Origin of the sequence: Sphaerospermopsis aphanizomenoides BCCUSP55 (assembly GCF_001586785.1) — a bacterium.
GTDB classification, from domain to species: Bacteria; Cyanobacteriota; Cyanobacteriia; order Cyanobacteriales; family Nostocaceae; genus Sphaerospermopsis_A; species Sphaerospermopsis_A aphanizomenoides_A.
Genome location: NZ_LUFH02000003.1, coordinates 21,076 through 47,979, shown reverse-complemented (window position 1 = coordinate 47,979; position 26,904 = coordinate 21,076). Strand labels below are relative to the sequence as shown.

The following is a 26,904-nucleotide window of genomic DNA, read 5'->3' as shown; positions in this document are numbered from 1 at the left end:
TTTGAGTTTAAATTCTGTGTCGTGTTTCGACTTCGCTCAACACAAGTCTAGCTCCCATGAAGATTTTACCTATTCCTGAGAAGGAACTAGAACTATGGAATAGAACCCCATATCTTCAATTGTCAAGGTACAGATTGCCATTAGGCAGTTAGGTTTTTATACAGGTTAATTACCGTTCCTGTGACGGCGATTGTATCACAAAGTCACCGAGGCGTAAACGCCTTAGCCGGCTTTCATCCCTTGTCTAAAGGACGGTTAAATTTTTCCGCCATGCTCCAAAACTTAACCGTTCGGCTGACGCTCACGGCGAAGCCTCAAGGGTTTTCAGCCTTTTTTCTTATAAGTAAAATAATACAGTATTATTATTGTATAATATAATACTAAATGTTAAAAATTGTGAACTTTACTTTATTTATTAATATTAGTCAATATATCTTTAGGAATATCCTCTCTATACCTCCAGATAGATGAGGTTTGGATGAGCTACGTTATATCTTCAATAATAATGAGACGTATTACTAGATAAAAAATTATCTAACTATTTCGTCACACAATTGCAGTTTACTTATTCAATTTTTCTTAAATATACCTCTATTCAACAGAGGCATTAATGACTTCAATTTCTCCCTTTATAGGTTCTAATTTGTGTAGAAACTATAAAGGGTATTTTTCATTTTTCTGTTGTTGTTGATGATTTAACGCTGGCGTTGGTAGCGTCCAATTAATTCTGCTTGTGCTAAAACATGATACTGCATTGCACTGATAATTTGAGATTTACCAGCACCGGATGCTAAACTCAATGTTTTATCTAAAGCATAAAGTTGAAAAAAATAGCGATGTGTTCCACTAGGAGGACAAGGACCACCATAGCCAAAATTGCCAAAATCATTTTTTCCCTGTACTGCACCATTAGTCAAGGTTTTAATAGCAGGAATTTGTTCTGGGAGTTGGTATAATGTAGAGGGAATATTGTAAACAACCCAATGTACAAACGTCTTTACTGGTGCATCTGAGTCATCAACAATTAATACTAAACTTTGGGTTGACGGGGGAATTTCATCCCAGCTTAGAGGAGGAGAAATATTTGCACCGTCACAGGTATATTTAGTAGGAATTAAACCATTATCAACAAAAGCACTGCTGGCTAATTTCATGGTTTTTTCTCCTCTTGGGGATGGACTGAGATGATAATTAGCACTACAACTAATTAGAGATAGTCCTAATAAACCAAATATAGCGAAAATTTGAATAATCAAAACTCGCCTTTTAGGCATATATATTAGGTTTCCTAGAATGCGTTAACAACAGTGTAACGCACCACCTATGTCATTAATTACGAATTAAGAGTTATTCCCTACCACTTCAAAAACGCTTCTTCAACTCCCTTTTCTCTCCTAATTTTCGCATCAATTTCAAACCAAGTAATGATTTGCTTTGTTGTCAATTCTTCAATAGAAACATCATATTCTTTAGCGATATGTTGTAAAATCCGCAAAGAAGAAATTGTCAACCTCGTTAAAAACTTCTCAGGAGAAGATAGCAAAGCTGCATCAACTTGTGCAGATTCGTCATGGGTTAAAAATTGGGTTGATGATTGATTAGGTGAAATATCCATAAAAAGTCAAAAATCTATTTAATTACTAACTCTCGTTTTTACTATTAAATCATAATTTAATCAGGAAATTTGTGTTTTTAACCAACTCCGAAAATTTTTAATCATTGACACCTCACCCACTTCTAAACTAGAAGCTAAAAATTGAGGAATTTCTGTATTTAAAGGTAAATTCGCAAAAGTTGGTGAACCATTACAAGGAATATATTTATCCTCAGATAAACTATAAATTTGCATCACAGGTTCATCATAACGCCAAACTTCAGGAACACCTAAAGCTAAATAAATCGGTAATTTATCAATAGAAGAACTAGCATAATCAACTTCTATCACTAAATCAGGTGGGGGATCTTGAGTTAAATCTAAACTTGTTTTATTTCTCATGATTGGTTCATTTTGTATATAGAAACTAGAATCAGGTTCTACACCTCTAGCTAAATCTTCTCTTTTACAAGTTAATGAACCAGTACTTTTGACATTGAGATTTAATTCTTCAACTAGAACAATAATTAAATTTTGTAACAACCGGTTATTATGTTCATGGGGCATTAATGGAGTCATAATTTCTAATATTCCCTGATTATAAGTAAACCTGTTATAGCGATCATCACCTGTTTCTAATAAAATTCTTTCAAAAGTATTCCAGGAAATATGATGGAGGATGACGCTGTTGGTGTGAGTGTTGCTGTGAGTAGGTGCTAGAGTTACCATATAAATTCACCTCGCAGTTTTAATTATTCTATTATATCACTATCATCAATTTCAATTAGATGAAATGATTGATCAAAGGGAATTGATAGCAAAAGGTTGTCAATTTTTAACTTTGACTTATGAACATTCAGCTAGAAGTTTACCGAAGATGTATCAGAAAAAGGAAAAGAAACAGATATCACATCACCTTTAATTAAAGGTTCTATAGATCCTTCCATGCTTCGTCTTCCTCTGGATCAAGCCAAACTTTATTTAATGATGATTCACTCATTTCTAAAAATTCTTTAACTAATATTTGATCATCATCTATATTAACAGCTTGTAAATTTTTAACTGCTTCTAATGGCAGTCCAGTTAGTTTGACGATAAAATCTAATTCAATCCCTTCTCGTAACATATTTACAGCAACTTGGGTTAAACCTTGCTGTAAACCTTTTTCCCATGCTTTCTGTAATGTTTGCGCTGGAATTGATAGGTTGTGCATATTTTTTATATTTATGTAGTTATATTTTTGGAACTTGATTATATTGTATTACAGTCCTTATCACCTTTACTCCGAATATTGTTAACATTTTCAAAACTTGTACCGTGGTAAAGAAACATAAGTTACAAATGCCCAAAAATATTTATGTGCATTTTTGATTTTTGGTAACCGCTCAATAATCCGGGGTAAATCCTTCCATGATACGCCTCAAATGCCGTAAAATCGTTCCCGAACAGGTAGTCCGCCCCCATTTATTGAGCGGTTACAATTTTTACACATTCAGGAATGATTTGGGTAGATATGCTAATTCGATTCTCCCGCAATATCTAGATTAACAATCACTGGTAAAGTAATGATCGGGTATATGATGATTAAAGTTAAACCTTGTGGAAAAAATACCAGATGAAGCCTTAGTAGTTCGAGGAGGCCGCAACCGTCCAGAAAATATCCAAATGGGAATAGGTACTCATCCCAGTGGAATAACAGGAATTTCTGTACAATGTGAGATAGGAATATCAATAGAGGAATTAGCAAAAGCTATTCCTCATCCGCAAATAGGTGTTACAACAGTAGGAGAAGTTCGCAAAGCGGGTGGTGATGTAGTTAGAACTTCTGGAAAAGGTTATCATGCAACATTAACTGGTTTAACTCCAGAACAAATTAGTAATCTGCTCACACCTACAATTCCTAAACCAAAGCCATAATATTTATAGAGATTGCAAATGAATACACCAGTCAATTCTTCCAACTATCAGGACAATAATAACCAACAAAGTTTGAGTCAACAATGCAGAGTTTTTGCAGACTTTAATAATGCTGATGAAGAAGGTCGTCTGCGGTTAAATTGTATTGGTACAATTGAAGATTTAGCACGTCAAAAAATTGAATTACAAGATGCTCAAACACTAACTTTTTATAGCGAAGATTTAGAAGTAGAGGGAATAGTTAAACATTCTCAAGAAGACAATATTTGGGTTGCGGTGATTGATTGGGATAACATTAAACAAGTAGAAGATGATTTAGAAGTTGTTGAGTATACAACAACCCAAACAACCTTAATTTCAGATCATGTTAAAAAGAAAGTTTTTGTATCTCCTTCAAACATTCAAGTTCATATAGAAGAAATCAAAGATTCACGTTCAACAAGCCGGAATATAAGACGAAAAAGACGAAGAGAAACAAAATTTTTAAACTCTCACCAACATAACATTAGAACTTTTGAAGCGGCAAAGAGGACATTAATACAATTAAAAAAGTTGTTTGAACAAGGTCTGATCACTGAAGAAGAATATAAAATAAAGCGTCAATCTCTAGTTGATAAACTTTAGATAAATTGTGTTAGCGATTTTTCAGTGAAATATTCATGAAATCCAAAAAATCTCACCTTTTTTATGCCTAACCTGTAATAATTTAGCACTACTAAACCCTGATAAATTAGTCTATCAAATCATCAAATTTCATCCCACATCCAAGACAAAAAACATAAAATTACCCATCCGCGTTCAAAACTACCTACCTTTTCTGCACCAAATACCCACAACGATGCTCACCATGAATTAGCCAGTGAGTCCTTTCCACATTACAATCAGGTAAAATCGCCGCAAACATTTCTAACTCATGACCGCAAACACTAGGAAACGACTCCGCAACATTAGAAATAGCGCAAGTGTGTTCTATAAAAATGAAACTTTCACCACTATTAACATCTGACTCCACAGCGTGAAACTCAGCCATAAAACCTTCTGCTTTTCGCAATTCTACTAAGTGTGCAACTCGTTCTTTTAAAGAACCAGTACCCACCCTTTCCCGGTATTCCTGCGCTTTACGTTGCCACTGTTTTTGTAAAATCGTTTTTACCTGCTCACGTCCAACAGTTTCCGCTAAAGTGTCTAACAGCGAAACCGCAAACTCTCCATAACCATCACTAAAGCGGGTTACATTCCTTTGTAATTGTTCTCGTCCCCGTTGACTTAATTGATAAAGATGCTGAGGACGACCCATAGCAACTTGATCAGGTATAAAATATACAACTAAATTCTCGGCTTCCAAATCCTTCAAGTGACGGCGAATAGCTTGGGGGCTGACATCTAATACTTCTGCAAGCTCCAAGGCGGTAGCTTGTACTTGTTTTAAAAGATACTCTAAAATATCCTGCTTTGTTGTGGACTGCTGGGTAGTCGCCATTTTAGTCCCAAAAAATTTTCTGAAAATTTGACTTAAACAACATTGTTGTTGTTAATCTATCGTACAATGAAAATAGATTAAACAACAGCCGAGTTGTTTTAATCCTTAAGCCTATTCTAGCAGTCTTGTTAGCAATCGGTAACACAAAACGGGAATCAGCGTTAAGCAACCCGTCGCCCATCCTTTAAAGAGAACACGAGAGAACCGATGAGCGCATCTGTCAAAACCTTAGTCAACCAACCTTACAAGTACGGCTTTGTCACCGACATTGAAGCCGACACCATTCCACGGGGACTAAATGAAGACGTTATTCGCCTGATTTCCGCCAAAAAGAACGAACCGGAATTTATGCTGGAGTATCGTCTCCGTGCCTACCATCAATGGCTGAAAATGACAGAACCAACTTGGCCTCATGTCAAATATCCACCCATTGATTACCAGGATATCATTTATTATTCCGCGCCGAAACAAAAGAAAGCAAAACTCAACAGCCTCGATGAAGTTGATCCTACTTTATTGGAAACCTTCGAGAAATTAGGTATTCCTTTAAATGAACAAAAGCGATTAAGTAATGTTGCGGTTGATGCAATTTTTGATAGTGTTTCTGTAGCCACTACATTTAAAGAAAAACTTGCCAAAGATGGCGTTATTTTCTGTTCTATTTCTGAAGCTCTGCAAGAACATCCAGAACTGATTAAAAAATATTTGGGTAGCGTTGTTCCCATTGCTGATAATTATTTTGCAGCTTTAAATGCGGCTGTATTCAGTGATGGTTCTTTCGTCTACATTCCTAAAGGCGTAAAATGTCCGATGGAATTGTCAACTTATTTCCGTATTAACTCCGGTGATACAGGACAATTTGAGAGGACTTTAATTGTCGCCGAAGAAGGTAGTTATGTTTCTTATTTAGAAGGTTGTACAGCACCCATGTACGACAGCAACCAATTACACGCGGCAGTTGTAGAATTGGTGGCTTTAGATAATGCGGAAATTAAATATTCTACCGTGCAGAACTGGTACGCTGGGGATGCAAATGGTAAAGGTGGAATTTACAACTTTGTAACTAAGCGTGGTTTGTGTCAAGGTGTCAATTCTAAGATTTCTTGGACTCAAGTAGAAACTGGTTCTGCTATTACTTGGAAGTATCCTAGTTGTGTGTTAGTTGGTGATAATTCTGTGGGTGAGTTCTACTCAGTTGCATTAACAAATAATATGCAGCAAGCTGATACTGGAACTAAGATGATTCATATTGGTAAAAACACCCGCAGTACAATTATTTCTAAAGGAATTTCTGCTGGTAATTCTAGTAATAGTTATCGTGGTTTGGTGAAAATTAATCCCACTGCGAAGGGCGCGAGAAATTATTCTCAATGTGATTCAATGTTGATTGGAGATAATGCTCAAGCTAATACTTTTCCTTATATTCAAGTTCAGAATAATACTGGAAAGGTTGAGCATGAAGCGTCTACTTCTAAGATTGGTGAAGATCAATTATTCTTTTTTGCTCAACGTGGTATTTCACCAGAAGATGCTATTTCGATGATGATTAGCGGTTTCTGTAAGGATGTTTTTAATCAGCTTCCGATGGAGTTTGCTGTTGAAGCTGATAAGTTGTTGAGTTTGAAGTTGGAAGGTAGTGTTGGTTAGGTTTTTTTAAACGAACCGCAGAGACGCAGAGAACGCAGAGGAAGAGAGGAAGAGAGGAAGAAAAGATGATTATTGAGAATAGTAATTTGATTTTGTCGGTTAAGAATTTGACTGCTGATGTTGATGGAACTTCAATTTTAAAGGGTTTGAATTTGGATGTTCGCGCTGGAGAAATTCACGCGATTATGGGTCCAAATGGTTCTGGTAAGAGTACGTTTTCTAAGGTGTTAGCGGGACATCCAGCTTATACTGTTACTGGTGGTGAGGTGGTTTTCCAAGGTCAAAATCTTTTGGAAATGGAAGCAGCAGAAAGAGCTAGAAATGGTGTGTTTTTAGCTTTTCAATATCCTCTGGAAATTCCTGGTGTGAGCAATTTGGATTTTTTGCGGGTTGCTTATAATTCTCGGAGAAAGGCGCAAGGTTTGGAAGAGGTTGACGCTTTCGATTTTGATGATTTGGTTGAGGAAAAATTAGAAGTTGTAAAAATGAATTCTTCTTTTCTTAACCGTAGTGTAAATGAGGGTTTTTCTGGCGGTGAGAAAAAGCGGAATGAAATTCTGCAAATGGCTATTTTAGAACCTAAGTTAGCGATTTTGGATGAAACTGATTCAGGTTTAGATATTGATGCTTTGAAAATTGTGGCTAATGGAGTTAATCAATTAACTAATGCTGAAAATGCCACAATTATGATTACTCACTATCAGCGTCTTCTTGATTATATTGTGCCTGATTTTGTTCATGTGATGGCACAAGGACGGATTATTAGAAGTGGTGGTAAAGAGTTAGCTTTAGAGTTAGAATCTCGCGGTTATGATTGGGTGTTGGAAGAAGCTTTAGGGGTAGGTGTGTAATGTCTATTGAAGTTTCTCCTAGTTCTATTTCTGATTCTTTTTTAGATCGAGATCAGTTTTTAACTGGTTTATTAAATCAGGTTTCTACATCTGAAAATGGTGGTTGGGTTCAACAAGTTAAGAATGATGCTGTTAAATGGGTGCGTCATTCTGTTATTCCCAACACCCGCGATGAAGAATGGCGTTTTACTGATTTATCTTCACTGAAAGAGGTAAAATTCACTAATGTAGGGATAATTCATGAATTGTCCCTACAAGATGGTTTAGTTCTACCTGAAGTTGCTCACCGTTTGGTTTTTGTGAATGGTGTTTTTGCAGCGAATTTATCTCATACTAAAAATTTACCTGCTGGTTTAAAAGTTGGTAATTTGGATGTTTTACCTGATGAAGTTGCAAAGGAATATTTAGCACAGTCTGAGGGAACAAGGGAAGTTTTTACTGCTCTCAATACTGCTGCTTTAAATGATGTAGCAGTGGTATGGGTTAGTAAAAATGTGGTGGTTGAAAATCCCATTCATCTGTTATTTATTTCTGTTGCTGCGGAAGATGCTATTATTTCTCAACCTCGTTGTTTGGTGATAGCTGAAAGTAATTCTCAGGTGAGTTTGATTGAAGAGTATACGAACCGCAGAGACGCAGAGAGCGCAGAGGATGAGGTTTATTTTAATAACAGTGTGACGGAAATCTGGGTTAATGAAAATGCTCAGGTTAGTCACAATAGAGTTGTGTTAGAAAGTGATGCTGCTTTTCACATTGGTAAAACTGCGGTGACACAAGCGCGGTATAGTCGTTATAGCTGTAATGCTGTGACGGTTGGTGGTAAAATTTCCCGTCATAATTTGGAGATTTTACAAACTGGAGAACAAACAGAAACCACACTCAATGGTTTAACAGTTATTGCTGAAAAACAATTAGCTGATACTCACAGTGCGATCGCTCTCAATCATCCTCATGGTGTTAGTAAACAGCTACATAAGTGTATTATAGGCGATCGCGCTCATGGAGTTTTCAACGGTAAAATTTTCGTTCCCAAACCCGCACAATTAACCGATGCTGCACAATTAAACCGCAATTTGCTGTTATCATCAAAAGCTAGAATTGACACCAAACCCCAACTAGAAATAACCGCAGATAACGTCAAATGCGCTCATGGTGCTACCGTTAGTCAATTAGAAGATGATGAAATCTTTTATCTGCAAAGTCGTGGTATTGATGAAACCGACGCACGCAAATTATTAGTTAATGCTTTCGCAGCAGAAATTATTAACTTAATACCCGTTACTTCCTTGCGAGAAAAACTGTTAAAAACAGTCGTCACACTCACCAACAAATAACCAAAAAACCCCACCCTCAAAAAGTGGGGAAACCCACCCAACAACCTCTTCTCTCTGCGTCCTCTGCGCCTCTGCGGTTCATTCCTTAAAAACCTCTGCATAAATCATAAATTCTAAAAAAACTCTCAACTCCTAAACTCATTAAATATGACATTCACTTCTACCAAAACCCTAGCCGATCAAGTTCGCAAAGACTTCCCAATTTTACATCAGGAAGTTCACGGTAAACCATTAGTTTACCTCGATAACGCCGCAACTTCCCAAAAACCTATATCAGTCTTAAACGCTTGGCGTGATTATTACGAACAATATAACTCAAATGTTCATCGTGGCGCACATTTTTTAAGTGCAAAAGCTACCGACGCTTATGAAGCAGCACGAGATAAAATTGCTAACTTTATTCATGCTAAATCACGCCAAGAAATAGTTTACACCCGCAACGCCAGCGAAGCAATAAACCTAGTCGCTTACAGTTGGGGAATGAACAATTTACAACCAGGAGACGAAATAATTCTCTCGGTTATGGAACACCACAGTAATATCGTTCCTTGGCAATTTGTTGCCCAAAAAACAGGCGCAGTCTTAAAATTTGTCGAATTAACACCAGAAGAAACTTTTGATTTAGAACAGTTTAAAACTCTGATTTCTGACAAAACAAAACTGGTGTCTATAGTTCACATTTCTAACACCTTGGGTTGTATTAACCCTGCCAAAGAAATAGCCGAAATTGCTCACAGATACGGTGCGAAATTCTTGCTTGATGCTTGTCAAAGTGTTCCCCATACTCCCATTAATGTCCAAGAACTTGATTGTGATTGGTTGGTAGCTTCTGGTCATAAAATGTGCGCTCCCACTGGCATAGGTTTCTTATATGGTAAGCTCGAATTACTAGAAGCAATGCCGCCATTTTTCGGTGGTGGGGAAATGATTTCTGAAGTCTATTTAGATCATTCTACTTATGCAGAATTACCTCATAAATTTGAAGCTGGTACACCTGCAATTGGAGAAGCGATCGCCCTTGGTGCAGCTATAGATTATCTTACTAATATCGGTATGGATAAAATCCATGCTTATGAAGCCGAATTAACTGCTTATTTATTCGAGCAATTAGCTCAAATACCCCAAATCAGAATCTACGGGCCAAAACCTAATGCTCAAGGTGAAGGTAGAGCCGCATTAGCAGCTTTTACAGCCGAAGGTGTCCACGCTAATGATTTAGCAACATTGTTAGATCAAGAAGGTGTCGCAATTCGTTCTGGACATCATTGTACACAACCATTACACCGTCATTTAGGTTTAGCGGGAACTGCACGAGCAAGTTTATCTTTTTACAATACTCGTGAAGAAATTGATGTTTTCATTAAGGCTTTGAAAGAGACGCTGGACTTTTTTGCTAGTGTGTTTGCTGAGTAAATTCAGGGTGGGAAATTCCCACCTTTTGTGATTTCTCTGCCATAGGAGATAAATCAACCAAGATTAGACTTGATGGGTAACAGTTTATCAAAACAATCGGGTCTAAAACCGGACTTCGTCCAAAGTTTTTGGAGCGGGGTACAAATCCGCGTTACAACAACGGCTTTCTGCCTCCTGCCTTCGTTAAACTTTTTCTTAATTTTTGCTGTATTGTCCGTAAACACAAATTACCCTTGGGCTTAAATACGTTCAAAGGTGAATACGTCAGCTATGAGAATGGATCATGTCAACCTCTATTGGGTTTAACCTAGCAGATCTATGAATTTATGCCTTTTGCAACCGCTACTTGATTCAAGGTTAAACCTTGACAGAAGCAAAAGGTTAATATTGTGATTTGTAAATTTATTTATAAAGATTTGTATCAAAAAATAAAAAGTCTCCATCCTCAAACCCGCTCTTGACCCTATTCTTACTTATGGAGAAACTCAGTTCAGCAACAGCATAGAGCAGCTAATGGTAAACTGATTCATGCTGATGTTAATGATAGCGTGAACATTTTACGTAAAGTAATCCCGACAGCTTTTAGCCCAGGGGTCAGGGGGTGTTCTAGTTCTCCCCGTCGGCATGATCACCGACCAACTTTTAGCATCAGATAAATATCTATGCTTTTTGGAACTATTAGTGTCTTAGCTGTGTTGAGCATTAAAAACAGAAAGGGGAAATATGTTTAGAAGATTGATTGGCGTTGTTGTTGCTACTGTTTTACTGACATTTCAGCTATTTATCGGTAATGCAACAGCCGTAGAACTGGATCAAGCTACCAGAACCGTAGCCTTGAATGCTAAAGGTGACACTGTTGTCATCAGCGTGCCACAACTGGCAAAAGGTAAAAAATTATTTAATGACACTTGCGCTCAATGTCATGCAGGGGGTATAACCAAGACCAACCAAAACGTGGGACTAGAACCAGAAGCTTTGTCCCTGGCTACACCAAATCGTAACAACATTGAAGGGTTGGTAGACTACATGAAAAATCCCACAACTTACGACGGGGAAGAAGAAATCTCGGAAATACATCCCAGCCTCAAGAGTGCAGATATTTTCACAGAAATGAGAAACTTGACAGATGATGACTTAACAGCGATCGCAGGTCACATCCTCGTTCAACCAAAAATTGTTGGTATTAGATGGGGCGGTGGTAAGATTCATTACTAAATGAAGTAGGGGAAATTTAGCCCTTACTGTGGAAAAATCTCAGTTCCGAGTCCTGATACCTGAGTGCATTCAAGCATAACTGTCGTTTTTGGTTGAATATACCTGCTGCTTCTACTTGAGTTTGCTCTCTTGAACCAGGACTGGGAACTTTGCATTTTAGCCGTAATTTTGCTATTGATAACCTTCCATTCTTAAAAAAAAATTTATCTATGACGGATTGTCATATTTGGCGTTAATTGTATTTAAAATAAGAACAGAAAAATAAAACTATATCTCAGGAGAGACCCATGAAATTAATTGCAGCTAGTTGGAGACGCTTAACTTTAGCAGTGTTAACCGTTCTTCTGGTTGTTAGCAGCTTTGCTATTTTTACTCCCACTGCATCTGCTGAAACCTACCAGATCAAATTGGGTAGTGACAAAGGACTGTTGCAATTTCAACCTAAAAAGTTGACTGTTAAACCAGGTGACACAATTGAATGGGTAAATAATAAACTTGCTCCCCATAATGTTGTGTTTGATCCTGCTAAAAATCCTGCTGGGGATAAAGCTTTAGCTGAATCTTTGTCTCACAGTAAATTATTGTTGAATCCTGGACAGAAAGTAACAACAACTTTTCCCGCAGATGCACCTACTGGTGAATACTCTTTCTACTGCACTCCCCACCGTGGTGCTGGTATGGCTGGTAAAATTATTGTTGAAGGCTAGAAATCTTGCTAATCTGAAACCAAATGATTTTTTTTGCTCATTAGGTGGCGCAAATAATTGAAAAGCGGCGGTAACAAGTTTTATCCTTGGTAAAAATAGAGGGATAAGCTAGTCACCGCCGTTAGTTTTACTCAAATTTGCCAAAATTATCAACCTAGCAAATTCGTATTATATTATACGTATGTTGGCTGCATCATGCTGGTTGTGAGGAAAATCTGTTGAGAAGTATCATAAAACCAATTTTATTAAATCTGGTGTTGGCGATCGCCCTGTTGTTGAACTTGACAGTTATTTATCCAGTCTTAGCAACAGAAACATCCAATGGTCGCAAAATTTTTAACACTAACTGTGCTGCTTGCCATATAGGAGGTGCTAATATCCTCGTTGAAAATAAAACTTTACAAAAGGAAGCACTATCAAAATACTTAGAAAATTATGATATTAACCCCATCCAGGCTATTATCCACCAAGTTCAAAATGGTAAAAGTGCTATGCCTGCCTTTAAAAACAAATTGAGCGAGCAAGAAATTTTAGAGGTGGCTGCTTATGTTTTCCAGAAAGCTGAAACAGGTTGGTAATTTATAAAGTCTGGAGTGTGGGGTGTGGGGTAGAAAAAAAATAAACATGAACAAACTCTGCCCAATCCCCAATACCCAGACCACAACCAGTCCTAAACCATTGATTTTTGGCGTACCCTTGAAAAAGCTGAATGCCTACCTCAAATCTAAAATTCGATGATTTTATTTTTCTTGATTTAAGGTTTCTCTTTCTTCCTTAATTTGACGTAACTGTTTTATTAGCTTTTTAGCAGATTCAGTAGACACATTAGATGGATTATCAGTAACTACAGGTGTAGATGATGGATTGGGAATAATCACAGCTTGATTATTAGCCTGATTTTTTATCTCTTGTTGCTCAATAACTGTTTGAGCATCTTGAGTTTGTGACGGCTTTAGCTCTGGGGTCTTCTTGCGAAGATTATTATCGCTACTATTTTTAAACAGCAGTTGGAATGGATAAGAGCTAATGCGCTGCTCACCTTTAGGTGGATTAGCGTTGAAAAATTCCCTAGTTTGGGACTGTAATTTGGGAGCTAATGACTTATCTTGAAACTTAATATCTAAAACCTTGCCATCAGGATCTACAACTAATCTACCCAAGACAGTACCTTCCATATCGCGTTTGTCTGTAGAGATAGATTCACGAATGACAGGTTTTTCTTTAGCGTTGGGATATTCTTGCTCAATAGCTTGTCTGATGGTGTTGTAAGAATTTAGGTGAGCCTGTAACTCTTCTCTTTTTTGCGTTTGTGAATCAGACCGACTTGAAGTGCGCTGTTCTGGTTGCTGAATGATTACAGCTTCTGGTGATGGTACAGAATTTGGTGCTGCGGCTACTAATTGGCGTTTGTCTTGTAGAGATTGTTCACCAACAAGTCCAGAAGGTGAATTGGCCGCAATTTGCGCTGAGTTATCTCCTAACTGTCCTGTTGGTCTTGGAGTCATTTCCTGTGCTGTTGTTGTCGAACCAATGTCAATAGCATCGGGAGATGGATTACTAAGTGGCGCATCTGGTAATTTATTATCTGCCTGAACTTCTGGCAACCTGTTGATATTCAGCGGTTGGGTTTCTTTAATTTTGGCATCTATATCATTAACAAACGGAGACTCTGAACGGCGTAATGTGGCTGTAGGTTGAAAATTAGAAACCTGAGTTCTAAAACCGCCGCTCGAAAATCTCTGAAGCGTCTGTCTTCTGGGTAAGAAAGCAAGATTATAGTTTGCTGGTGATGTTGGGATAGATGGCAATACCTGCTGGCTAGGTAAAGGCGGTTGTAAGGGTGGTAATGTTATTGATTGGCTATCAAAGCTGGCCGGAGGAAGTTGCTGTTGTAGAGGCAATTGGGGCGGTTGTAAAGCAACTTCTGATGTACCAGGAGTTTGTGGTAAACGGTTTTGATCAGCCGGAGTCAATTCCATTAATCCCACAGCTTTAGTAGTATTAGTTTCTGAGGACTTACTAGAATTAACAGGCATTAATGGCACAATCAAGGCAATAGCACCGTGGATGCCAAGAGAGGCTATAGCTGCTATCCCAGTTGGTTGGCTTAATTTTTCTGGTATATTCTTCAGCAGGGAGACGTAAGACATAGCTGTTATCGTTCACTCGGCTCGGTTGCAGTTGACTAATTCAAACAGGCAGAAGGGTGTAATTATAATCTTATCTATTTATTTATTTTTGATACAGATTCCTTTCTGCCATGCTGTATCAGAGATTATATCCTTTAGATTATATGGCAATTATTAGATATGAGTCTCTCTAACAATTGACACTCTCCATGAAGACGGTTAATGATCCTTACCTGTTGAAAGCAACATAGCATAAAGTCGCTGAGGCGTAAACGCCTTAATTGGCTTTCATTCCTTGCCTCAAGGACGGCTGAGTTTTTCAACCAAGCGTCAAATCTCCGTCTCAAGGTTTTTTAGCTTATTTCCTTATAATAACTCTCTATGTTGGCCTGCAAAACAGGAAAATTCCAATTATATTCAGTTTTTATTTTTTTCATAGTTCTTAGTAAATTACCAGGTTGAATCAAGGTATTAAGCTGGTAATAAGTATTTTTTCTGACAAAAAATATTAAAATTTTAATATAAAGACATAATTTATCAACAATGAGGGTTCGTCCAGATTTTTGGTTAAATTTGTTTAAGAATTAACGTAGGACATTTTGAAGTGCCAAAAGCCGGGTTAGGTGCTTGCTTTCACGGCTCTGATCTGAGCAGTGGTAAATTGATCGGCTTTGCTATGGCAAGAGCAAGAAATGTTCAATTACCAGAAACTTCAGTAGCAGAAAGTTGAGACAACTTAGCAGTGGGTACTTCTTCCACCTCTGGCAACTTTTCTAAAGCCAAAGTTGTAGATTGACTAGCACCAGATAAACGTTTTAAAAGATTTGGTCGGGAATCGTATAACAGGTAGATAATGCGATCGCCTACTTCCCAATCTTGATTTGCTGACATTATTTGCAGGCGTTCTTCCCTTTCTATCAACAGTGGTACTAACACTCCAGTCCGAATCTTTTCTTGGATATGTTCCTGTTGACTAGAAAATTCAGTCTCATTTAAAGTCGTTGTTCCTAATTTTACTCTTCCATTACTTAAATACTCATTCCACGTTTTAACTGCTAAGTCAGAGACAAAAGCTTGATTAACTTTCACATTGGCAGAATTAGGTGCTTGCTGATCACGGGGAAATACCGCCAAGACACGGGGTGGACTAAATTCCTCAGCCGCCCGTTGTGCTAAGACAAAATTCACCTCGCCATTATTAGTCATCGCTAAAAAAGTTCCCATGGAAGCAATACCAGCTTCCTCTAAAACCTCTGCATCTAGCGCACTACTAGCAATCACCCGTAGATTTTGAGCTTCAGCTTGAGCAAAGTATTCCGAGTCAGTGTCAATCATCACCACACTTTCTCCTCGCTCTTGGAAAAACCGGGCGATCAACAAACTTAAAGGATTACAACCCACAATTACCGCTCCAGTTGCTTCCTTGGAGGTGATTTCCAGGCATTTAGCAATCCAGCCCGCCGTCAAGCCTTGACAGACAACAGTCATGATAATTGTCAAGAAGACCAGAGCTTTAATGGCATCACCACCATTTACACCCCTTTGTGTCAGCGAAATAGCAAATAAAGAAGCTACAGAAGCAGAAACAATTCCTCTCGGTGCAACCCAACTTAAAAACAGTTTCTGTCGCCAATTGAGATTACTGTTCCAAGTGCAGAACAAAATATTAATTGGGCGCACCACAAACATCAAGACCAAAACTGTCAATAAACTACCCCAACCCAAGGCCAACACACTGGCAATAGATAAGTCAGCGGCTAGGAGGATAAACAACACAGACACGCTGAGAATTGTGAGTTGGTTTTTAAAGCTTCGCAATAGCCGTTCTTCTGGAACTGATGAATTGGCAAATACAACCCCAGCCATGACCGTAGTCATAATTCCTGACTCACTGCGAATCGTCTGTGCCAGAGTAAACAAACCCCACAATGTGGCCAAAACTGCCAGATTTTTGAGTTCAAAAGATAAAAAACTGGCGTGTTTGAACACCCAACTCATCAGATAACCGCCCACACCGCCAATCATTGCACCTACACCCAAACGCAATATTAAACCCATGATGGCTTTGAGGGGGTCAGCATCACCGTTCAAAATCGTATCGAGAACAACGTAGGCTAGGATAGCTCCCACTGGGTCAATTAAAACCCCTTCCCCTTCCAACAAAGTTGCTACTTGTCGATCTACGTTGATTTGTTTGAGTAGGGGACCAACAACTGTAGGCCCGGTAACAACGACTATAGAAGCATAGAGAAAAGCTATATTCCAAGGAAATTCTCCCAGCCAGTGCGCGGCCATACTACCACCCAGCAGCGTGATTAGTGTTCCCAAGGTGACAAGCAATTGCAAACTGACTGAAACTCTGCCTAACTCCCGCAAATCCAGTTTGAGTCCGCCTTCAAATAAGATAATTGCCGTTGCCAGAGAGACAATTACTTCTAGTCCAGTTCCTAATAACTGCGGATGTAATACTCCAAGACCATCAGCACCTAAGATGATGCCTAACAACAGTAATAAGACGATGCTCGGCAGCTTCAGATATGCTGCCATCACCTGGGCGCTAATGCCTGCCAGGACTGTAAACACCATCTGTAGGGTAATTTCAAAAGATGCTTCCATGTTTTAGATTTTGAGCGTTAGAACCAAAATCCTTGCTCCAGAATCATAAATAATAACTCTACAGGGTACAACAGATACTTCAAGTCCGGATATTTTGCCATATTACCGGACATGGCGTACTAGAAACCATACTTCCATCGTTAAGAAATTCAGAGATTTTTGGATAAAACACGGAATTCATGAGACTGCCGACTTTCGAGTACCAAGTATCGAGTTGAGGAGAAAGCATGAATTTTTCAACCTGCTCCAACTCAGTTTAGATAGCATCAAAAATTTTTTGGAAAAAGGTGTTGACATCCTCGAAAAAATCCGGTAGATTATTAAAAGTCTGAAGTCCACGCCCCCATCGTCTAGAGGCCTAGGACACCTCCCTTTCACGGAGGTAACGGGGATTCGAATTCCCCTGGGGGTATCTAAAAACAAATCAATAATTTAGATAAGAATAGAAAAGAAATAAATGAGGTTTCTTTTCTATCCTGAAATTAATTTGTGTTGAATATTACCAATAGAAAATATTCAACTGAAGGTTAACTCACCTGCACGTTGGCGAATTGCCAGTAAGTTGTGTTGTAGGTCTTTACTGAGTCGGCTTTCAATGATGGATATGGGCATTGTTAGCTTAGGCCAAACTTGGATGGTGTAGCAGAGATGTGTTCCTTGATGTTCACCCAGGGAATAGGGTTCTAAGCACCAAAACCCGGAAAAACCTTTGAAATCTCCTTCTACCATTTGAAAGTTAATTAGTTTAGGGAAAATTTCTTCCAGGTCTAGAACTACACGCGCACAAAATTTGAAATTGAGCAAGCGTTGAGAGCCTATCTGTTCTAACCTGATACCTCCATTGGGATGCTCTAACAGAGAGCTTTTGGCCAGGTTGGGAATAAATTCTGCCAAGGCTTCGTAGTCTGTGAGAATTTTCCAGACTTTTTCGACAGGGTGGGGAATTAGCACTTTGGCAGTAATTTGTCGTTGTCGTTCTGATAATTTCTCGACTTGGATGGTTACTTGGTCAGCATTGACGCTGTCTTCTAGTCGAGTTTCGTCAATAGAGATGGGGGAGTTAAGTCCCGCTGTGTTGTTTTCTGTAGTCACTGTTGAGAATCTGGTTTAGTTGCTGCGGAAAACTGAGGAAGGGTCAAGGTAAAACAAATTTCGCTCAATTGAGAGTTGGCTATGGGGGTACTTTCAATGGCGATCGCTCCATGTAAGTGCTGTACCAGAGACTTGACTAATGCCAATCCCAAGCCAGTACCTGGAGTCCAACGTCCTTTACCACGACGGAACTTGTCAAAAATATAGGCCGCTTCCTCTTGTGAGATGCCACGTCCTGTATTAGTCACTTTAATCATAACTTGATCAAGTTCTTGTTCGACTTTGTGAGTCATTTGTACATGGACTATCGTATCGCGCTCCGAGTATTTACTGACATTGGTTAAAAGTTCTTGCACAATGCGATCAAAACTTTCCACTTCTGTTTGCAGCTTTAAGGGCTTTTTCGGTAAATCTACGTTGACTGATAATCCCTGGTCTGCCAATGGCTTTTCTGCCGCAGCTACCAAGTCATTAATTCTGGTATTTAAATCTATGGTTTGTAATTGCGGTGCTTCTTGATGAGTTTCTAGTTTCTGGAGAGTCAGCAGGTCATTAATGAGGTTGATTTCCTTGGTACATTCTGATTCGAGAATGTCTAGATATCGAGATTGACGTTCTGGAGTAATACCTGGCAACCGCAAGTTACGAATTGACATTCGCATATTTGTTAAGGGATAACGCAAGCGATCGCTGAGGTTGCTGACAAATTCATCTTTGAGTTCGTTGAGTTGTTGTAGCTGTTCAACATACTGCTTTGTTCTTTCGTACAATTTTGCTTGTACTTCTAAACTCCGTTTGAGTTGCTCTGTCCTTTCATCTACTAAATTTTGGACTTGCCGCAGTGTTTGTGATTGAATTATGGCATTACTTAATTGAGCGCAGACCATTTCCACAAGATTTAATTCTGCGGGTTGCCAACTGCGAGTAACCGCTTGTTGTAAAACTAAAAATCCCAAAACTTTGCCTTGATTTTCTAATGGCATTAACAGTGTGGCCGGAAACTGATCAAGAGCAAACAATGGATTGGGTTGTAAATTCTCCTTTAAATCTATAGAGTTATCAACCATAATTGGTTTTCCAGATTCTGTAAATACACGCTGGCATAAACCACATTCTGACAGAGAAAAAGTCTGGACTTGGTTGTCTAAAGCAGTGTTAGATATCTTTTGGATTTTAGTCCATTCTCCTACTACAGTAGCTTTAGCTTTAGGAATTTGTTTTTTAGGACGATTCCTAAACATGGGATCTGTGTATTTCAATAAAATTAGCAATCCTCGATCTGCTTCTAAAGATTCAGCAGTAGATGAAATAACTAACTGGAGCATTTGATTCAACTCCAAGTTACTAAGGCTTAATATAGTTAATTGTTTAATTAAACTTTGATGCTGGTTGGTTTTGTGTAGATACTGTTTTTGAGTATTAAGTATCTGTGTTTGTGCTACTTGAGCTAGAGCGATCGCACAGGATGAGGCTATTGCTTGTAATAATTGTTTTTCTGATTCATTCCATTCATAATTTTGGAATTTTATTAAGCAAATTACACCATTATTTTGCCCACTAAATCGAGTGGTAATTGCTAAAACCGATTTAATTGGTATTGGTAAAGTTTGAGAGCCAATGACTAGGGTTTGCTGAATTAAGGAAATATCATCAATGCTTAATGTTTCAGCAGCACATTGTACAACTGGTGAACTGATCAATAACTGATCTGTTGATAGAATTTCTTGGGAAGGTGGTAATCCTAAATATTCTTCACTACACCAATTAGTCGCGCAACCTTCGCTAAATCCATCTTTTGTTACCGTTACCAGACAGCAGCAATCTACTTTGAAGGCTACTCCTAAGAGGTGAGCAATTTCTTGCAACATCAATGATGTTGTCTGGCTATTGGCGATGATATGATTAATCTTCTGCGCCAAGGCTTGGGCTGTTGTTTCTTGTTGCTGCATGAGCTTGGCTCGGTATGGATGTAGTTGTTCTACATCATTATCTTTTATGCAGTCTGGTAGTGGCAATAAACGCTTTTTCATTATTGGTTCGCTGGTGGATAGTCATCCCTTTGTTTAGTTTGCACGCAACTGTTAGTTGTGTTGCAGCACCCTGATAAATCGTAAGCTGTTTATAAAGACTTCAACTAAATTTTGGTGACATTTGGATGTTTTGCTTATCTGTATCTATGAGCTTTATCAACTAATTTTTGCTGTTTGGATGACGATAATCTTACCAAGATTAGCATTCTGGTTCTATGAGTTTGGTAATTTTGAGACTGATTTAGGCTACTGTCCCAAAACTAGGATATCTCGTCTGCAACTTTACATAAACCGTAATTACTCTGGAATTCAATAAAAAATATCATCAATATTCTCCGCGTTAACACTATACGTTTTAGTGCTTAATATAATATATTTTTGCTTTAAATTACTTATGTAAGAGAAACTTAATTGAACTTACAGAACATTTACCCGTCGTTGCGATCAATGCAGCCCAGTTACTAATGTAAATAACTAGACTGCATTTTTCAAAAATTTTACAAAAGCTTAAAAGTAGTAGATCTGTGATGGACTAGCCAGCTAAACTTTCAACACTGAGAGGCACTATATCGCCATTTTTCGTTAATCCCAATAACATCGGTTGTTGAGCTTGAATTAATGTACCTGTGAGGACACAGCGTTCATCTTGCTGTGCTGTAGCTGCAATGCTGGCTCGAATATCAGCACGGGAAAATCGGGGTTTCCATTCACCGGATTTTTGCTGGACATAGTTCCACAGGACATCTCGAATTAGAGCTTGATATCCCTGATTACCAGCTATCTCTTTGAGTTTATCTTTCAGTTCCCGTTCTAAACGGATGCTGGTAACTTCCATATCGGTGGTTGAGGTGCGTGCGATGGTATGCATGATTTTTTCTCCTTAGAGGTATAGACAAGATGGTAATACAAGTGTAGTATGTTTACAGTAATGTTTAACAGGTGAAATTTGCTGTGAAATCTATTTACCCCATTTCTACTACTTCGCATTCCACTATTTGGCAAGCCAGTTGGGAATTTGCCGCTGTGGGAGTGGAGTATTTATTTATGGGCGATCGCCAACTGCATGGTGGGCAAACAACAGAGGGTAATGATGATTTCAGATATATTGGCCTGGATGCGCCAAATAGTAAACCACAGATAGAAATAAGAAGCGGGGGGTACAGGTGCAGAAATGCAGTACCACAATAAGACCAGAAAAATATCAGGTCAATTTTAAACCCCCGCTTCACCTAAATCAGAAGCGGGGGTTTTTTCATCAGGTGATAGGTGATAGGTGACAGGTGACAGGTGACAGGTGACAGATGACAAATAAATTCTAAATTCAAAATTATCTATTTTCCTATTCCCTATTCCCTATTCCCTATTCCCTATTCCCTGATAACCGTTGATAAGGAGTCAGACTGTGACAAGTGCCATGCAAGTGTTAGAACAATCCGTGGTGGTCTTTTCTCAAAATTATTTGCCACTGTGTAAGGTGAATATCAAGCGAGCAATTGTATTATTAGTAACCAACAAGGCTGAACCAGTGGATTTTTCTACGGAAGGAGGCTGGTTAGTTCGCTCACCTAACTTGGTAATTTCCGTACCAAAGCACATCCGGTTAAAAATTGCGGCTGCTGAAAGAATGTGGAAAGTGCCACCAGTGAATCGGCGAGAAGTGCTGCGGCGAGACCATCACAGTTGTCAATATTGCGGTAGTACCAAACGTCTGACTCTAGATCATTTGATTCCCCGATCTAAGGGAGGCTTGCATACCTGGGATAACGTGGTTACAGCTTGTGAAAGATGTAACTCCCATAAAGGTGATAAAACCCTAGGGGAAGCTGGTATGCAATTGCGAAAAAAACCAAAAGCACCACAGCACCCTGCTGTTTCTTTTGCAGAACAATTTTGGATCAATATGCAAGCCAACCTGGAATAACAGGAGAGCGAAAGGAATGCTGAAATTAACTTATACCGAAAACAATTTTTATTTAGAGCATCTCACTCTGTCCTTAGAAGAATGGGTAGGACAAAGAGTGATTTTGGCACTACGGGTTGGTCAACCTTTACATTTTGAACCTAGTACAGCTTCCTTTTTGCTACCTGTGGATTTACCAGGAGTAGAAAGGTTGAAGGCTGAGGTGCAGCACAATGACAGTGACATCATGGCGCTGTCTGTCTGTGATGCTGAGTATCTGGAAGTCACCTTGCAGGGTTCTTGGTTATCTGATGGTTATGACAATGCTGATGGTGTGTTTGTGACATTGATGAGCGATCGAGCCGAGTTCTTTTTAGGGAAACTGTGGCAAGAAGCTCAACTTTGTGCGTCTGTAAACAGTGCTGAGTGCTGAGTAATGAGTGCTGAGTCAAAAACAATTGCACTCAGCATCCCCTATTTAAACCTAATACTGCATTTCCAGTAATTCGGGAATAGTGACAAATCTATAGCCTTGCTGTCTTAGTTCCCTAATGATTTCTGGCAAGGCTTTGACTGTGGCGGTGCGATCGCCTCGTCCATCATGCAGTAAAACAATAGCACCTGGTTTTGCACCTTGGAGAACATTATCAACAATAAATTCTGGGTCAGATAAATTCGTATCACCGGAATTTACTGTCCACTTAAAAATGGCATAGTTTTGAGTTTTAGCATAAGCTGATAATCCATTATTTAACCTACCACCAGCAGGACGAAATAAGGATGTTTTCACTCCTGTAGTTTTGTACATAAGTTGAGCAGTACATTCTATTTCATTTTTGGCTGTGATGGGATTCATGGGTTTAGTGGCATGAGTCCAGGTATGATTACCAATAGCGTGTCCTGCGGCGACAACTTGTTTGGCAATTTCTGCATTATTTTTTAATGAAGTTCCTACCCAAAAGAATGTGGCTTTTACATCATTTTCTTTGAAGATATCTAACATTGCTGCTGTGGTTTTTTTCCAAGATCCATCATCAATAGTTAAAGCAATAACTTTTTCATTATTATTAGGTGTTACTCGACGATAAATTTGAGATTGAGATTTAGTAGGGATGTTAAAAGTCAAATTTGCGCTGTTAGGAGAAGGCTGTAATTGTTCAGTTAATTGACATGGTGGTGGAGTGACTGGAACTGCATTGAGATTAGTGAGGGGAATTTCTGGTATTTTGGGAACGATGATTATTCCTAGGATAATCAATATTATGATGATAATACCAAGAAGTTTTATTATTTGTTTACGCTTATTTTTAGGCATAGATTTTTGTCCTTTGTAATCTTTTATTTCTCCATTTCTAATAATTCAGGAATTGTCACAAATCTATAACCTTGTTGTTTCAATTTATTAATAATATCTGGTAAGGCTTTGACTGTTCTTTCACGATTTCCACCTCCATCGTGCATCAACACAATTGCTCCTGGTTTTGCACCTTTAATCACATTTTTCACAAATACTTGATATTTTGCATGACGATCAGTATCGGCTGAAGTTAAAGACCACATAATAACGGCATTATTTTGACTTTTAGCATAGGCGGCTAAACCATTATTTAAATAACCTCCAGGTGGACGAAATAAAGCTGTTTTTACGCCTGTTGTTTTATAAATTAATTCATTTGTTTTTTCAATTTCACTTTTAGCTGTAGCTTGATCCATGCCTTGATACCAATGATGCCATGTATGATTACCAATAGCGTGACCTTCAGCTACAACTCGTTTAGCAATTTCGGGATTATTTTTTAATGAAGTTCCTACCCAAAAGAATGTGGCTTTCACGTCATTTTGTTTGAAGATATCTAACATTGCTGCTGTGGTTTTTGGCCAGGGTCCATCATCAATAGTTAAAGCAATAACTTTCTCGTTACTTTTGGGTTCGACTTTATAAACAGTCTTTCCTTGAAATTTTGCAGGAACGATAAAATTCAAGTTTTCGATTTTAGCAGGTGGTTGTGATTTGGTATCAGGTTGTTTTTCAGGAATGGAAACACCCACGGCTTCGCTGTTGGTTTTTAATTGTGGTCTATTTGGGCTATTGGTACAAGCTGTGAAATATAATGCTATTGTGGAAATAGCAATTATTTTGATTGTTTGTTTGTGGTTGTTTGTGGAATTATCAGGGTGCATAAATTTTTATCTATGATAGCTAAGTAGGTAGGTGTTAAAAATTGTCGTTATGACAAAGCACGAGGCAAGAGAAAAAAGGGTTTTAGGTTAATTTACTTTTCTTTACATAGTTTGGTTTTTTTCCGTCGTTCTACTTATATTTCACACGATGGGAATTTGAATTTTTACAGTATTAACAGAAAATCTCAATTTTAGCTAGTGGTTTAGCTACATATCCCCATCAACCTACTTTAAAAAGGAGAAATTTGATTGTTTGATTCAGCCTTTTACAAGGGTAGGTAGGGAGGATTAAAATCAATTCTCATACTTCTCAAATCCCCTCTAGGTCAAGTCTTATTTTCTATCTAAAGAATTATTTATACCTCAATTTAAGATTCATCTTAATTCTCTCTAGAGACGGATTAAAAACATATTTTATTTAATTATTATTTTATATTGAACCACAAAATAAACCTAAAAATAATAACAATGACAGTTCTTGATTTTGTTAAGTCTAGAGGGCAATTAGTATCCAGGTTGATATTAGTAGCTTTTGCTTGTACCTTCATATTTTTATTTAATGCTTTTCCTGTTTTAGCTATCAGTAGTTATCAGAGTGATCCGACAGAAGCAACAACACAACTATTGGAAACTCAACGTAAAACTGATGAAGCAGCTAAAGAACCACCAATAGGAATGAGAGAATCTCAAGAAAAAACAAAGAGGGGACTGAATGAAGTTCAGGGAGATGCTGATATTGAAAAAATGAAGCGTCCCGAAAATTCACAAAGTGCGACTTCTGTAGAGCAGGAAGTAGAAGGATTTTTGGAAAAAATGACAGGTAGCAACAAGTAAATATCATAACAATAACCCCGATTTGTGAATAAGTCGGGGGTTTTAACTAATTTTAGGTAATTAATAATCTATATATTACCAAAAGGATAAAAGTAATTAAAGGTTAATCTTTCCTTTGGTTGATGAGGATTATTTCGATATTTTTAAAACTTATATGTAAGTTATTTACGTGCTAATAGGGATGATAAATGATGACCATACATAAAATAAACATTGGTTTAACAGACGAACAGCGTCACGGGGTGATGAATTTGTTAAATCAAGATTTGGCAGATGCTTATGTACTGCTAGTAAAAACGAAAAAATATCATTGGGATGTTGTCGGACCACAGTTTCGCAGCTTGCATGAACTGTGGGAAGAACACTATGAACAACTGACGGAAAATATTGATAAAATAGCTGAAAGAATTCGGACTTTGGGTTGTTATCCCACTGGCACAATGGAAGGATTTCTCAATCTTGCTACTCTCAAAGAACATAGCGGAGAAATTCCTACAGCTACGGGAATGGTAACTCAATTGGTAGAAGATCATGAACAGGTGATTCGCAATTTAAGAAATCATGTAGACCAATGTAGCGAAGAATTTCATGATCAAGGTTCTGCTGATTTTTTAACTGAATTGATGGAAGAACATGAAGAAATGGCTTGGATGTTGCGCTCATTTATTGAAGGACAAGCATTAGAACCGGATGGTAGACAACAACCAACAGAAAATAAAGTTCCGGTTGGTGTGTAGTCAAGAATTATTAACATAAATTCCCTGAAAAAATACAAGGAGTAAAGAAGTGCCAGAAGGATATCAAGCAGAGCGTACCATCTCAGCTATATTTAAAGAACAAAAGCAAATTGATGATGTAATTCGGCGTTTACTAGATAGAGGTGTACCGAAAGATCATATTTCGGTGATGGGTAGAAATTTCCAGTCAGAAACGCGAATTTCTGGTTTTATTAGCAAGCGAGATGTAATTTTAGGAGGTTTGAGAACAGGAGCAATTTTTGGTTCTTTGTTTGGTTCCTTCCTCAGCTTATTGACGGGTGTAGGTGTATTGTTTATTCCCTTTGTGGGACCAATTGTCGCAGCAGGCCCTATTGGTGCTTTGCTGCTGGGTGCTGCAAGTGGCGCGATCGCTGGTAGTGCTGGTGCTGGTTTAGTATCAGTTTTTACTGCTTTAGGAATGCCAGAAGATAAAGCTGCGGTTTATCAAACTCGCTTAGAAGCGGGAGAGTTTTTATTAATGGTAGAAATACCAAGCGATCGCAGTGGAGAATTTCAATTGATCTTAGAAAGTGCTGGTGGTGAAGAAATTCAAACTATTGGTAAAACACTAGCTCATCCTTGTCCAGGTCCATGTAACAGTCCAGAAGACTTATCTCCTGAAGTTCGCGCTCATCTATCAGAAGAAGCGCAGCGTACATTTATTCAGCGTTATAACTCCATACTTAATGATACAACAGACGAGTCTACCGCTGAACGATCTGCTTGGGATGCAGTTCATCAACAATTTGATGAAGATGAAAATGGTGTTTGGTCAAGAGTAAAAGTTGGTGTTTAATTACTTGTATTTTCATCATGAGTAATAGGTAATGGGGTAAAACTCATTACCTTTTTATATTTGACTAAATTTTATTTGCTAATATCTCGGCTCTAGGTATTTAAATCATCTTAACTATCCCACTAATCACTCGTACGTCCAGTAAATAATCCCCAAAGAAAAATGGCGATTATTGCCCCAATAAGTGCCACAATAATTCCTGGAATACTCAAAGTTGCAGATGTAAATTGTAAAGTGCCTGTGTCTAACAAAGTAACTAAAGTTCCACCAATTAAAGGACCAACCATACCTAATACCATTGTGGCTAAAATTCCGCCACCTTGACGACCAGGATAAATAGCTTTAGCAATAGCTCCAGCAATCAGACCCAGAATTATCCAAGCAATAATATTCATAGTCTAATCCATGAG

The 26,904-nt window shown here is 38.2% G+C and carries 28 protein-coding genes and 1 tRNA gene; 16 read left to right on the top strand and 13 right to left on the bottom strand.

Features of this window, described 5'->3' with window-relative positions:
* Window positions 1-695: 695 nt before the first annotated feature.
* The 4 genes from A0J48_RS01260 to A0J48_RS01245 all read right to left on the bottom strand — a co-directional run bounded on the left by A0J48_RS01260 (window position 696) and on the right by A0J48_RS01245 (window position 2,807).
* Window positions 696-1,274 carry a YbhB/YbcL family Raf kinase inhibitor-like protein gene (locus tag A0J48_RS01260; protein WP_200319568.1) on the bottom strand — a complete coding sequence of 193 codons (579 nt, stop codon included), beginning with the start codon at window positions 1,272-1,274 and terminating at the stop codon, window positions 696-698.
* A gap of 80 nt (window positions 1,275-1,354) precedes the next feature.
* The gene (locus A0J48_RS01255; protein ID WP_190558331.1) at window positions 1,355-1,615 is read right to left on the bottom strand and encodes a hypothetical protein; all 261 of its coding nucleotides are present in this window, start codon (window positions 1,613-1,615) and stop codon (window positions 1,355-1,357) included.
* 60 nt (window positions 1,616-1,675) lie between these two features.
* Window positions 1,676-2,323, bottom strand: a complete 648-nt coding sequence (locus A0J48_RS01250; protein WP_200319566.1) for a Uma2 family endonuclease — start codon at window positions 2,321-2,323, stop codon at window positions 1,676-1,678.
* Window positions 2,324-2,525: 202 nt separating this feature from the next.
* Entirely contained in the window at window positions 2,526-2,807 is a 282-nt protein-coding gene (locus A0J48_RS01245; protein WP_200319564.1) for a hypothetical protein, read from the bottom strand.
* A gap of 386 nt (window positions 2,808-3,193) precedes the next feature.
* Here A0J48_RS01245 and A0J48_RS01240 point away from each other — a divergent pair, with 386 nt between their 5' ends.
* The gene (locus A0J48_RS01240; RefSeq protein ID WP_200319562.1) at window positions 3,194-3,511 is read left to right on the top strand and encodes a flavoredoxin; all 318 of its coding nucleotides are present in this window, start codon (window positions 3,194-3,196) and stop codon (window positions 3,509-3,511) included.
* A gap of 18 nt (window positions 3,512-3,529) precedes the next feature.
* The gene (locus A0J48_RS26680) at window positions 3,530-4,135 is read left to right on the top strand and encodes an SHOCT domain-containing protein (protein ID WP_234300651.1); all 606 of its coding nucleotides are present in this window, start codon (window positions 3,530-3,532) and stop codon (window positions 4,133-4,135) included.
* Between the two features lie 184 nt (window positions 4,136-4,319).
* Here the strand turns inward: A0J48_RS26680 and sufR are convergent, their stop codons facing one another.
* Window positions 4,320-4,991: an iron-sulfur cluster biosynthesis transcriptional regulator SufR gene (gene sufR, locus A0J48_RS01230; protein ID WP_200319560.1), complete on the bottom strand. Its 672-nt coding sequence runs from the start codon at window positions 4,989-4,991 to the stop codon at window positions 4,320-4,322.
* A gap of 207 nt (window positions 4,992-5,198) precedes the next feature.
* On the opposite strand from sufR, the gene sufB reads away from it, so the two are divergent.
* From sufB to petJ, 7 genes are all read left to right on the top strand, one after another.
* Window positions 5,199-6,638, top strand: coding sequence for a Fe-S cluster assembly protein SufB (gene sufB, locus A0J48_RS01225; protein WP_200319558.1), 1,440 nt, complete (start codon window positions 5,199-5,201; stop codon window positions 6,636-6,638).
* A 65-nt stretch (window positions 6,639-6,703) separates the two neighbouring features.
* Window positions 6,704-7,489, top strand: coding sequence for a Fe-S cluster assembly ATPase SufC (gene sufC, locus A0J48_RS01220; RefSeq protein ID WP_200319556.1), 786 nt, complete (start codon window positions 6,704-6,706; stop codon window positions 7,487-7,489).
* On the top strand, window positions 7,489-8,823 hold the full coding sequence (gene sufD / locus A0J48_RS01215) for a Fe-S cluster assembly protein SufD (protein ID WP_200319554.1): 1,335 nt from the start codon (window positions 7,489-7,491) through the stop codon (window positions 8,821-8,823). The genes sufC and sufD overlap by 1 nt, the downstream gene beginning before the upstream one ends.
* Window positions 8,824-8,970: 147 nt before the next feature.
* Complete coding sequence (locus tag A0J48_RS01210) at window positions 8,971-10,236, top strand: cysteine desulfurase (protein ID WP_200319552.1); 1,266 nt, start codon at window positions 8,971-8,973, stop codon at window positions 10,234-10,236.
* A gap of 723 nt (window positions 10,237-10,959) precedes the next feature.
* Window positions 10,960-11,451, top strand: a complete 492-nt coding sequence (gene psbV / locus A0J48_RS01205) for a photosystem II cytochrome c-550 (protein ID WP_200319550.1) — start codon at window positions 10,960-10,962, stop codon at window positions 11,449-11,451.
* 287 nt (window positions 11,452-11,738) lie between these two features.
* Window positions 11,739-12,158: a plastocyanin gene (gene petE, locus A0J48_RS01200; protein ID WP_200319548.1), complete on the top strand. Its 420-nt coding sequence runs from the start codon at window positions 11,739-11,741 to the stop codon at window positions 12,156-12,158.
* 218 nt (window positions 12,159-12,376) lie between these two features.
* A complete protein-coding gene (gene petJ, locus A0J48_RS01195; RefSeq protein ID WP_234300650.1) occupies window positions 12,377-12,736 on the top strand; it encodes a cytochrome c6 PetJ in 360 nt (119 codons plus the stop codon).
* A 162-nt stretch (window positions 12,737-12,898) separates the two neighbouring features.
* Here petJ and A0J48_RS01190 read toward each other — a convergent pair whose 3' ends face one another.
* Window positions 12,899-14,308 carry a hypothetical protein gene (locus A0J48_RS01190; RefSeq protein WP_200319546.1) on the bottom strand — a complete coding sequence of 470 codons (1,410 nt, stop codon included), beginning with the start codon at window positions 14,306-14,308 and terminating at the stop codon, window positions 12,899-12,901.
* A gap of 675 nt (window positions 14,309-14,983) precedes the next feature.
* Window positions 14,984-16,903, bottom strand: a complete 1,920-nt coding sequence (locus A0J48_RS01185; RefSeq protein WP_200319544.1) for a cation:proton antiporter — start codon at window positions 16,901-16,903, stop codon at window positions 14,984-14,986.
* Window positions 16,904-17,242: 339 nt separating this feature from the next.
* Here A0J48_RS01185 and A0J48_RS01180 point away from each other — a divergent pair.
* A tRNA-Glu gene (locus tag A0J48_RS01180) sits at window positions 17,243-17,315 on the top strand.
* Window positions 17,316-17,419: 104 nt separating this feature from the next.
* On the opposite strand, the gene A0J48_RS01175 is transcribed toward A0J48_RS01180, so the two are convergent.
* The 3 genes from A0J48_RS01175 to A0J48_RS01165 all read right to left on the bottom strand — a co-directional run bounded on the left by A0J48_RS01175 (window position 17,420) and on the right by A0J48_RS01165 (window position 20,893).
* The gene (locus A0J48_RS01175) at window positions 17,420-17,956 is read right to left on the bottom strand and encodes an SRPBCC family protein (RefSeq protein WP_325078137.1); all 537 of its coding nucleotides are present in this window, start codon (window positions 17,954-17,956) and stop codon (window positions 17,420-17,422) included.
* A gap of 35 nt (window positions 17,957-17,991) precedes the next feature.
* Window positions 17,992-20,025, bottom strand: a complete 2,034-nt coding sequence (locus A0J48_RS01170; RefSeq protein WP_200319540.1) for a GAF domain-containing sensor histidine kinase — start codon at window positions 20,023-20,025, stop codon at window positions 17,992-17,994.
* A 532-nt stretch (window positions 20,026-20,557) separates the two neighbouring features.
* Complete coding sequence (locus tag A0J48_RS01165) at window positions 20,558-20,893, bottom strand: ribbon-helix-helix domain-containing protein (protein ID WP_200319539.1); 336 nt, start codon at window positions 20,891-20,893, stop codon at window positions 20,558-20,560.
* An 83-nt stretch (window positions 20,894-20,976) separates the two neighbouring features.
* Here A0J48_RS01165 and A0J48_RS01160 point away from each other — a divergent pair, with 83 nt between their 5' ends.
* The 3 genes from A0J48_RS01160 (at window position 20,977) to A0J48_RS01150 (ending at window position 22,358) form a co-directional block, all read left to right on the top strand.
* Window positions 20,977-21,213 (top strand): hypothetical protein, encoded by a 237-nt coding sequence (locus A0J48_RS01160; protein WP_325078092.1) that lies wholly within the window; start codon window positions 20,977-20,979, stop codon window positions 21,211-21,213.
* Window positions 21,214-21,427: 214 nt separating this feature from the next.
* Window positions 21,428-21,946 (top strand): HNH endonuclease, encoded by a 519-nt coding sequence (locus tag A0J48_RS01155; RefSeq protein ID WP_325078090.1) that lies wholly within the window; start codon window positions 21,428-21,430, stop codon window positions 21,944-21,946.
* A 16-nt stretch (window positions 21,947-21,962) separates the two neighbouring features.
* Window positions 21,963-22,358, top strand: coding sequence for an alr0857 family protein (locus A0J48_RS01150; protein WP_200319535.1), 396 nt, complete (start codon window positions 21,963-21,965; stop codon window positions 22,356-22,358).
* Window positions 22,359-22,409: 51 nt separating this feature from the next.
* Here A0J48_RS01150 and A0J48_RS01145 read toward each other — a convergent pair whose 3' ends face one another.
* Window positions 22,410-23,240 carry a polysaccharide deacetylase family protein gene (locus A0J48_RS01145; protein ID WP_200319533.1) on the bottom strand — a complete coding sequence of 277 codons (831 nt, stop codon included), beginning with the start codon at window positions 23,238-23,240 and terminating at the stop codon, window positions 22,410-22,412.
* Window positions 23,241-23,263: 23 nt separating this feature from the next.
* The gene (locus A0J48_RS01140) at window positions 23,264-24,106 is read right to left on the bottom strand and encodes a polysaccharide deacetylase family protein (protein ID WP_200319531.1); all 843 of its coding nucleotides are present in this window, start codon (window positions 24,104-24,106) and stop codon (window positions 23,264-23,266) included.
* A 468-nt stretch (window positions 24,107-24,574) separates the two neighbouring features.
* Here A0J48_RS01140 and A0J48_RS01135 point away from each other — a divergent pair, with 468 nt between their 5' ends.
* From A0J48_RS01135 to A0J48_RS01125, 3 genes are all read left to right on the top strand, one after another.
* The gene (locus tag A0J48_RS01135; protein ID WP_200319529.1) at window positions 24,575-24,940 is read left to right on the top strand and encodes a hypothetical protein; all 366 of its coding nucleotides are present in this window, start codon (window positions 24,575-24,577) and stop codon (window positions 24,938-24,940) included.
* A gap of 197 nt (window positions 24,941-25,137) precedes the next feature.
* Entirely contained in the window at window positions 25,138-25,677 is a 540-nt protein-coding gene (locus tag A0J48_RS01130; RefSeq protein WP_200319674.1) for a Dps family protein, read from the top strand.
* 49 nt (window positions 25,678-25,726) lie between these two features.
* The gene (locus A0J48_RS01125; protein WP_200319527.1) at window positions 25,727-26,494 is read left to right on the top strand and encodes a ChaB family protein; all 768 of its coding nucleotides are present in this window, start codon (window positions 25,727-25,729) and stop codon (window positions 26,492-26,494) included.
* A 122-nt stretch (window positions 26,495-26,616) separates the two neighbouring features.
* Here the strand turns inward: A0J48_RS01125 and A0J48_RS01120 are convergent, their stop codons facing one another.
* Complete coding sequence (locus A0J48_RS01120; RefSeq protein ID WP_200319525.1) at window positions 26,617-26,889, bottom strand: GlsB/YeaQ/YmgE family stress response membrane protein; 273 nt, start codon at window positions 26,887-26,889, stop codon at window positions 26,617-26,619.
* Between the last annotated feature and the right edge of the window lie 15 nt (window positions 26,890-26,904).

Coding starts and splice junctions, on each gene's coding strand:
- A0J48_RS01260 (WP_200319568.1), bottom strand. CDS start 1,274: ATGCCTAAAAGGCGAGTTTTGATTATTCAAATTTTCGCTATATTTGGT.
- A0J48_RS01255 (WP_190558331.1), bottom strand. CDS start 1,615: ATGGATATTTCACCTAATCAATCATCAACCCAATTTTTAACCCATGAC.
- A0J48_RS01250 (WP_200319566.1), bottom strand. CDS start 2,323: ATGGTAACTCTAGCACCTACTCACAGCAACACTCACACCAACAGCGTC.
- A0J48_RS01245 (WP_200319564.1), bottom strand. CDS start 2,807: ATGCACAACCTATCAATTCCAGCGCAAACATTACAGAAAGCATGGGAA.
- A0J48_RS26680 (WP_234300651.1), top strand. CDS start 3,530: ATGAATACACCAGTCAATTCTTCCAACTATCAGGACAATAATAACCAA.
- sufR (WP_200319560.1), bottom strand. CDS start 4,991: ATGGCGACTACCCAGCAGTCCACAACAAAGCAGGATATTTTAGAGTAT.
- sufB (WP_200319558.1), top strand. CDS start 5,199: ATGAGCGCATCTGTCAAAACCTTAGTCAACCAACCTTACAAGTACGGC.
- sufC (WP_200319556.1), top strand. CDS start 6,704: ATGATTATTGAGAATAGTAATTTGATTTTGTCGGTTAAGAATTTGACT.
- sufD (WP_200319554.1), top strand. CDS start 7,489: ATGTCTATTGAAGTTTCTCCTAGTTCTATTTCTGATTCTTTTTTAGAT.
- A0J48_RS01210 (WP_200319552.1), top strand. CDS start 8,971: ATGACATTCACTTCTACCAAAACCCTAGCCGATCAAGTTCGCAAAGAC.
- psbV (WP_200319550.1), top strand. CDS start 10,960: ATGTTTAGAAGATTGATTGGCGTTGTTGTTGCTACTGTTTTACTGACA.
- petE (WP_200319548.1), top strand. CDS start 11,739: ATGAAATTAATTGCAGCTAGTTGGAGACGCTTAACTTTAGCAGTGTTA.
- A0J48_RS01190 (WP_200319546.1), bottom strand. CDS start 14,308: ATGTCTTACGTCTCCCTGCTGAAGAATATACCAGAAAAATTAAGCCAA.
- A0J48_RS01185 (WP_200319544.1), bottom strand. CDS start 16,903: ATGGAAGCATCTTTTGAAATTACCCTACAGATGGTGTTTACAGTCCTG.
- A0J48_RS01170 (WP_200319540.1), bottom strand. CDS start 20,025: ATGAAAAAGCGTTTATTGCCACTACCAGACTGCATAAAAGATAATGAT.
- A0J48_RS01165 (WP_200319539.1), bottom strand. CDS start 20,893: ATGCATACCATCGCACGCACCTCAACCACCGATATGGAAGTTACCAGC.
- A0J48_RS01150 (WP_200319535.1), top strand. CDS start 21,963: ATGCTGAAATTAACTTATACCGAAAACAATTTTTATTTAGAGCATCTC.
- A0J48_RS01145 (WP_200319533.1), bottom strand. CDS start 23,240: ATGCCTAAAAATAAGCGTAAACAAATAATAAAACTTCTTGGTATTATC.
- A0J48_RS01140 (WP_200319531.1), bottom strand. CDS start 24,106: ATGCACCCTGATAATTCCACAAACAACCACAAACAAACAATCAAAATA.
- A0J48_RS01135 (WP_200319529.1), top strand. CDS start 24,575: ATGACAGTTCTTGATTTTGTTAAGTCTAGAGGGCAATTAGTATCCAGG.
- A0J48_RS01120 (WP_200319525.1), bottom strand. CDS start 26,889: ATGAATATTATTGCTTGGATAATTCTGGGTCTGATTGCTGGAGCTATT.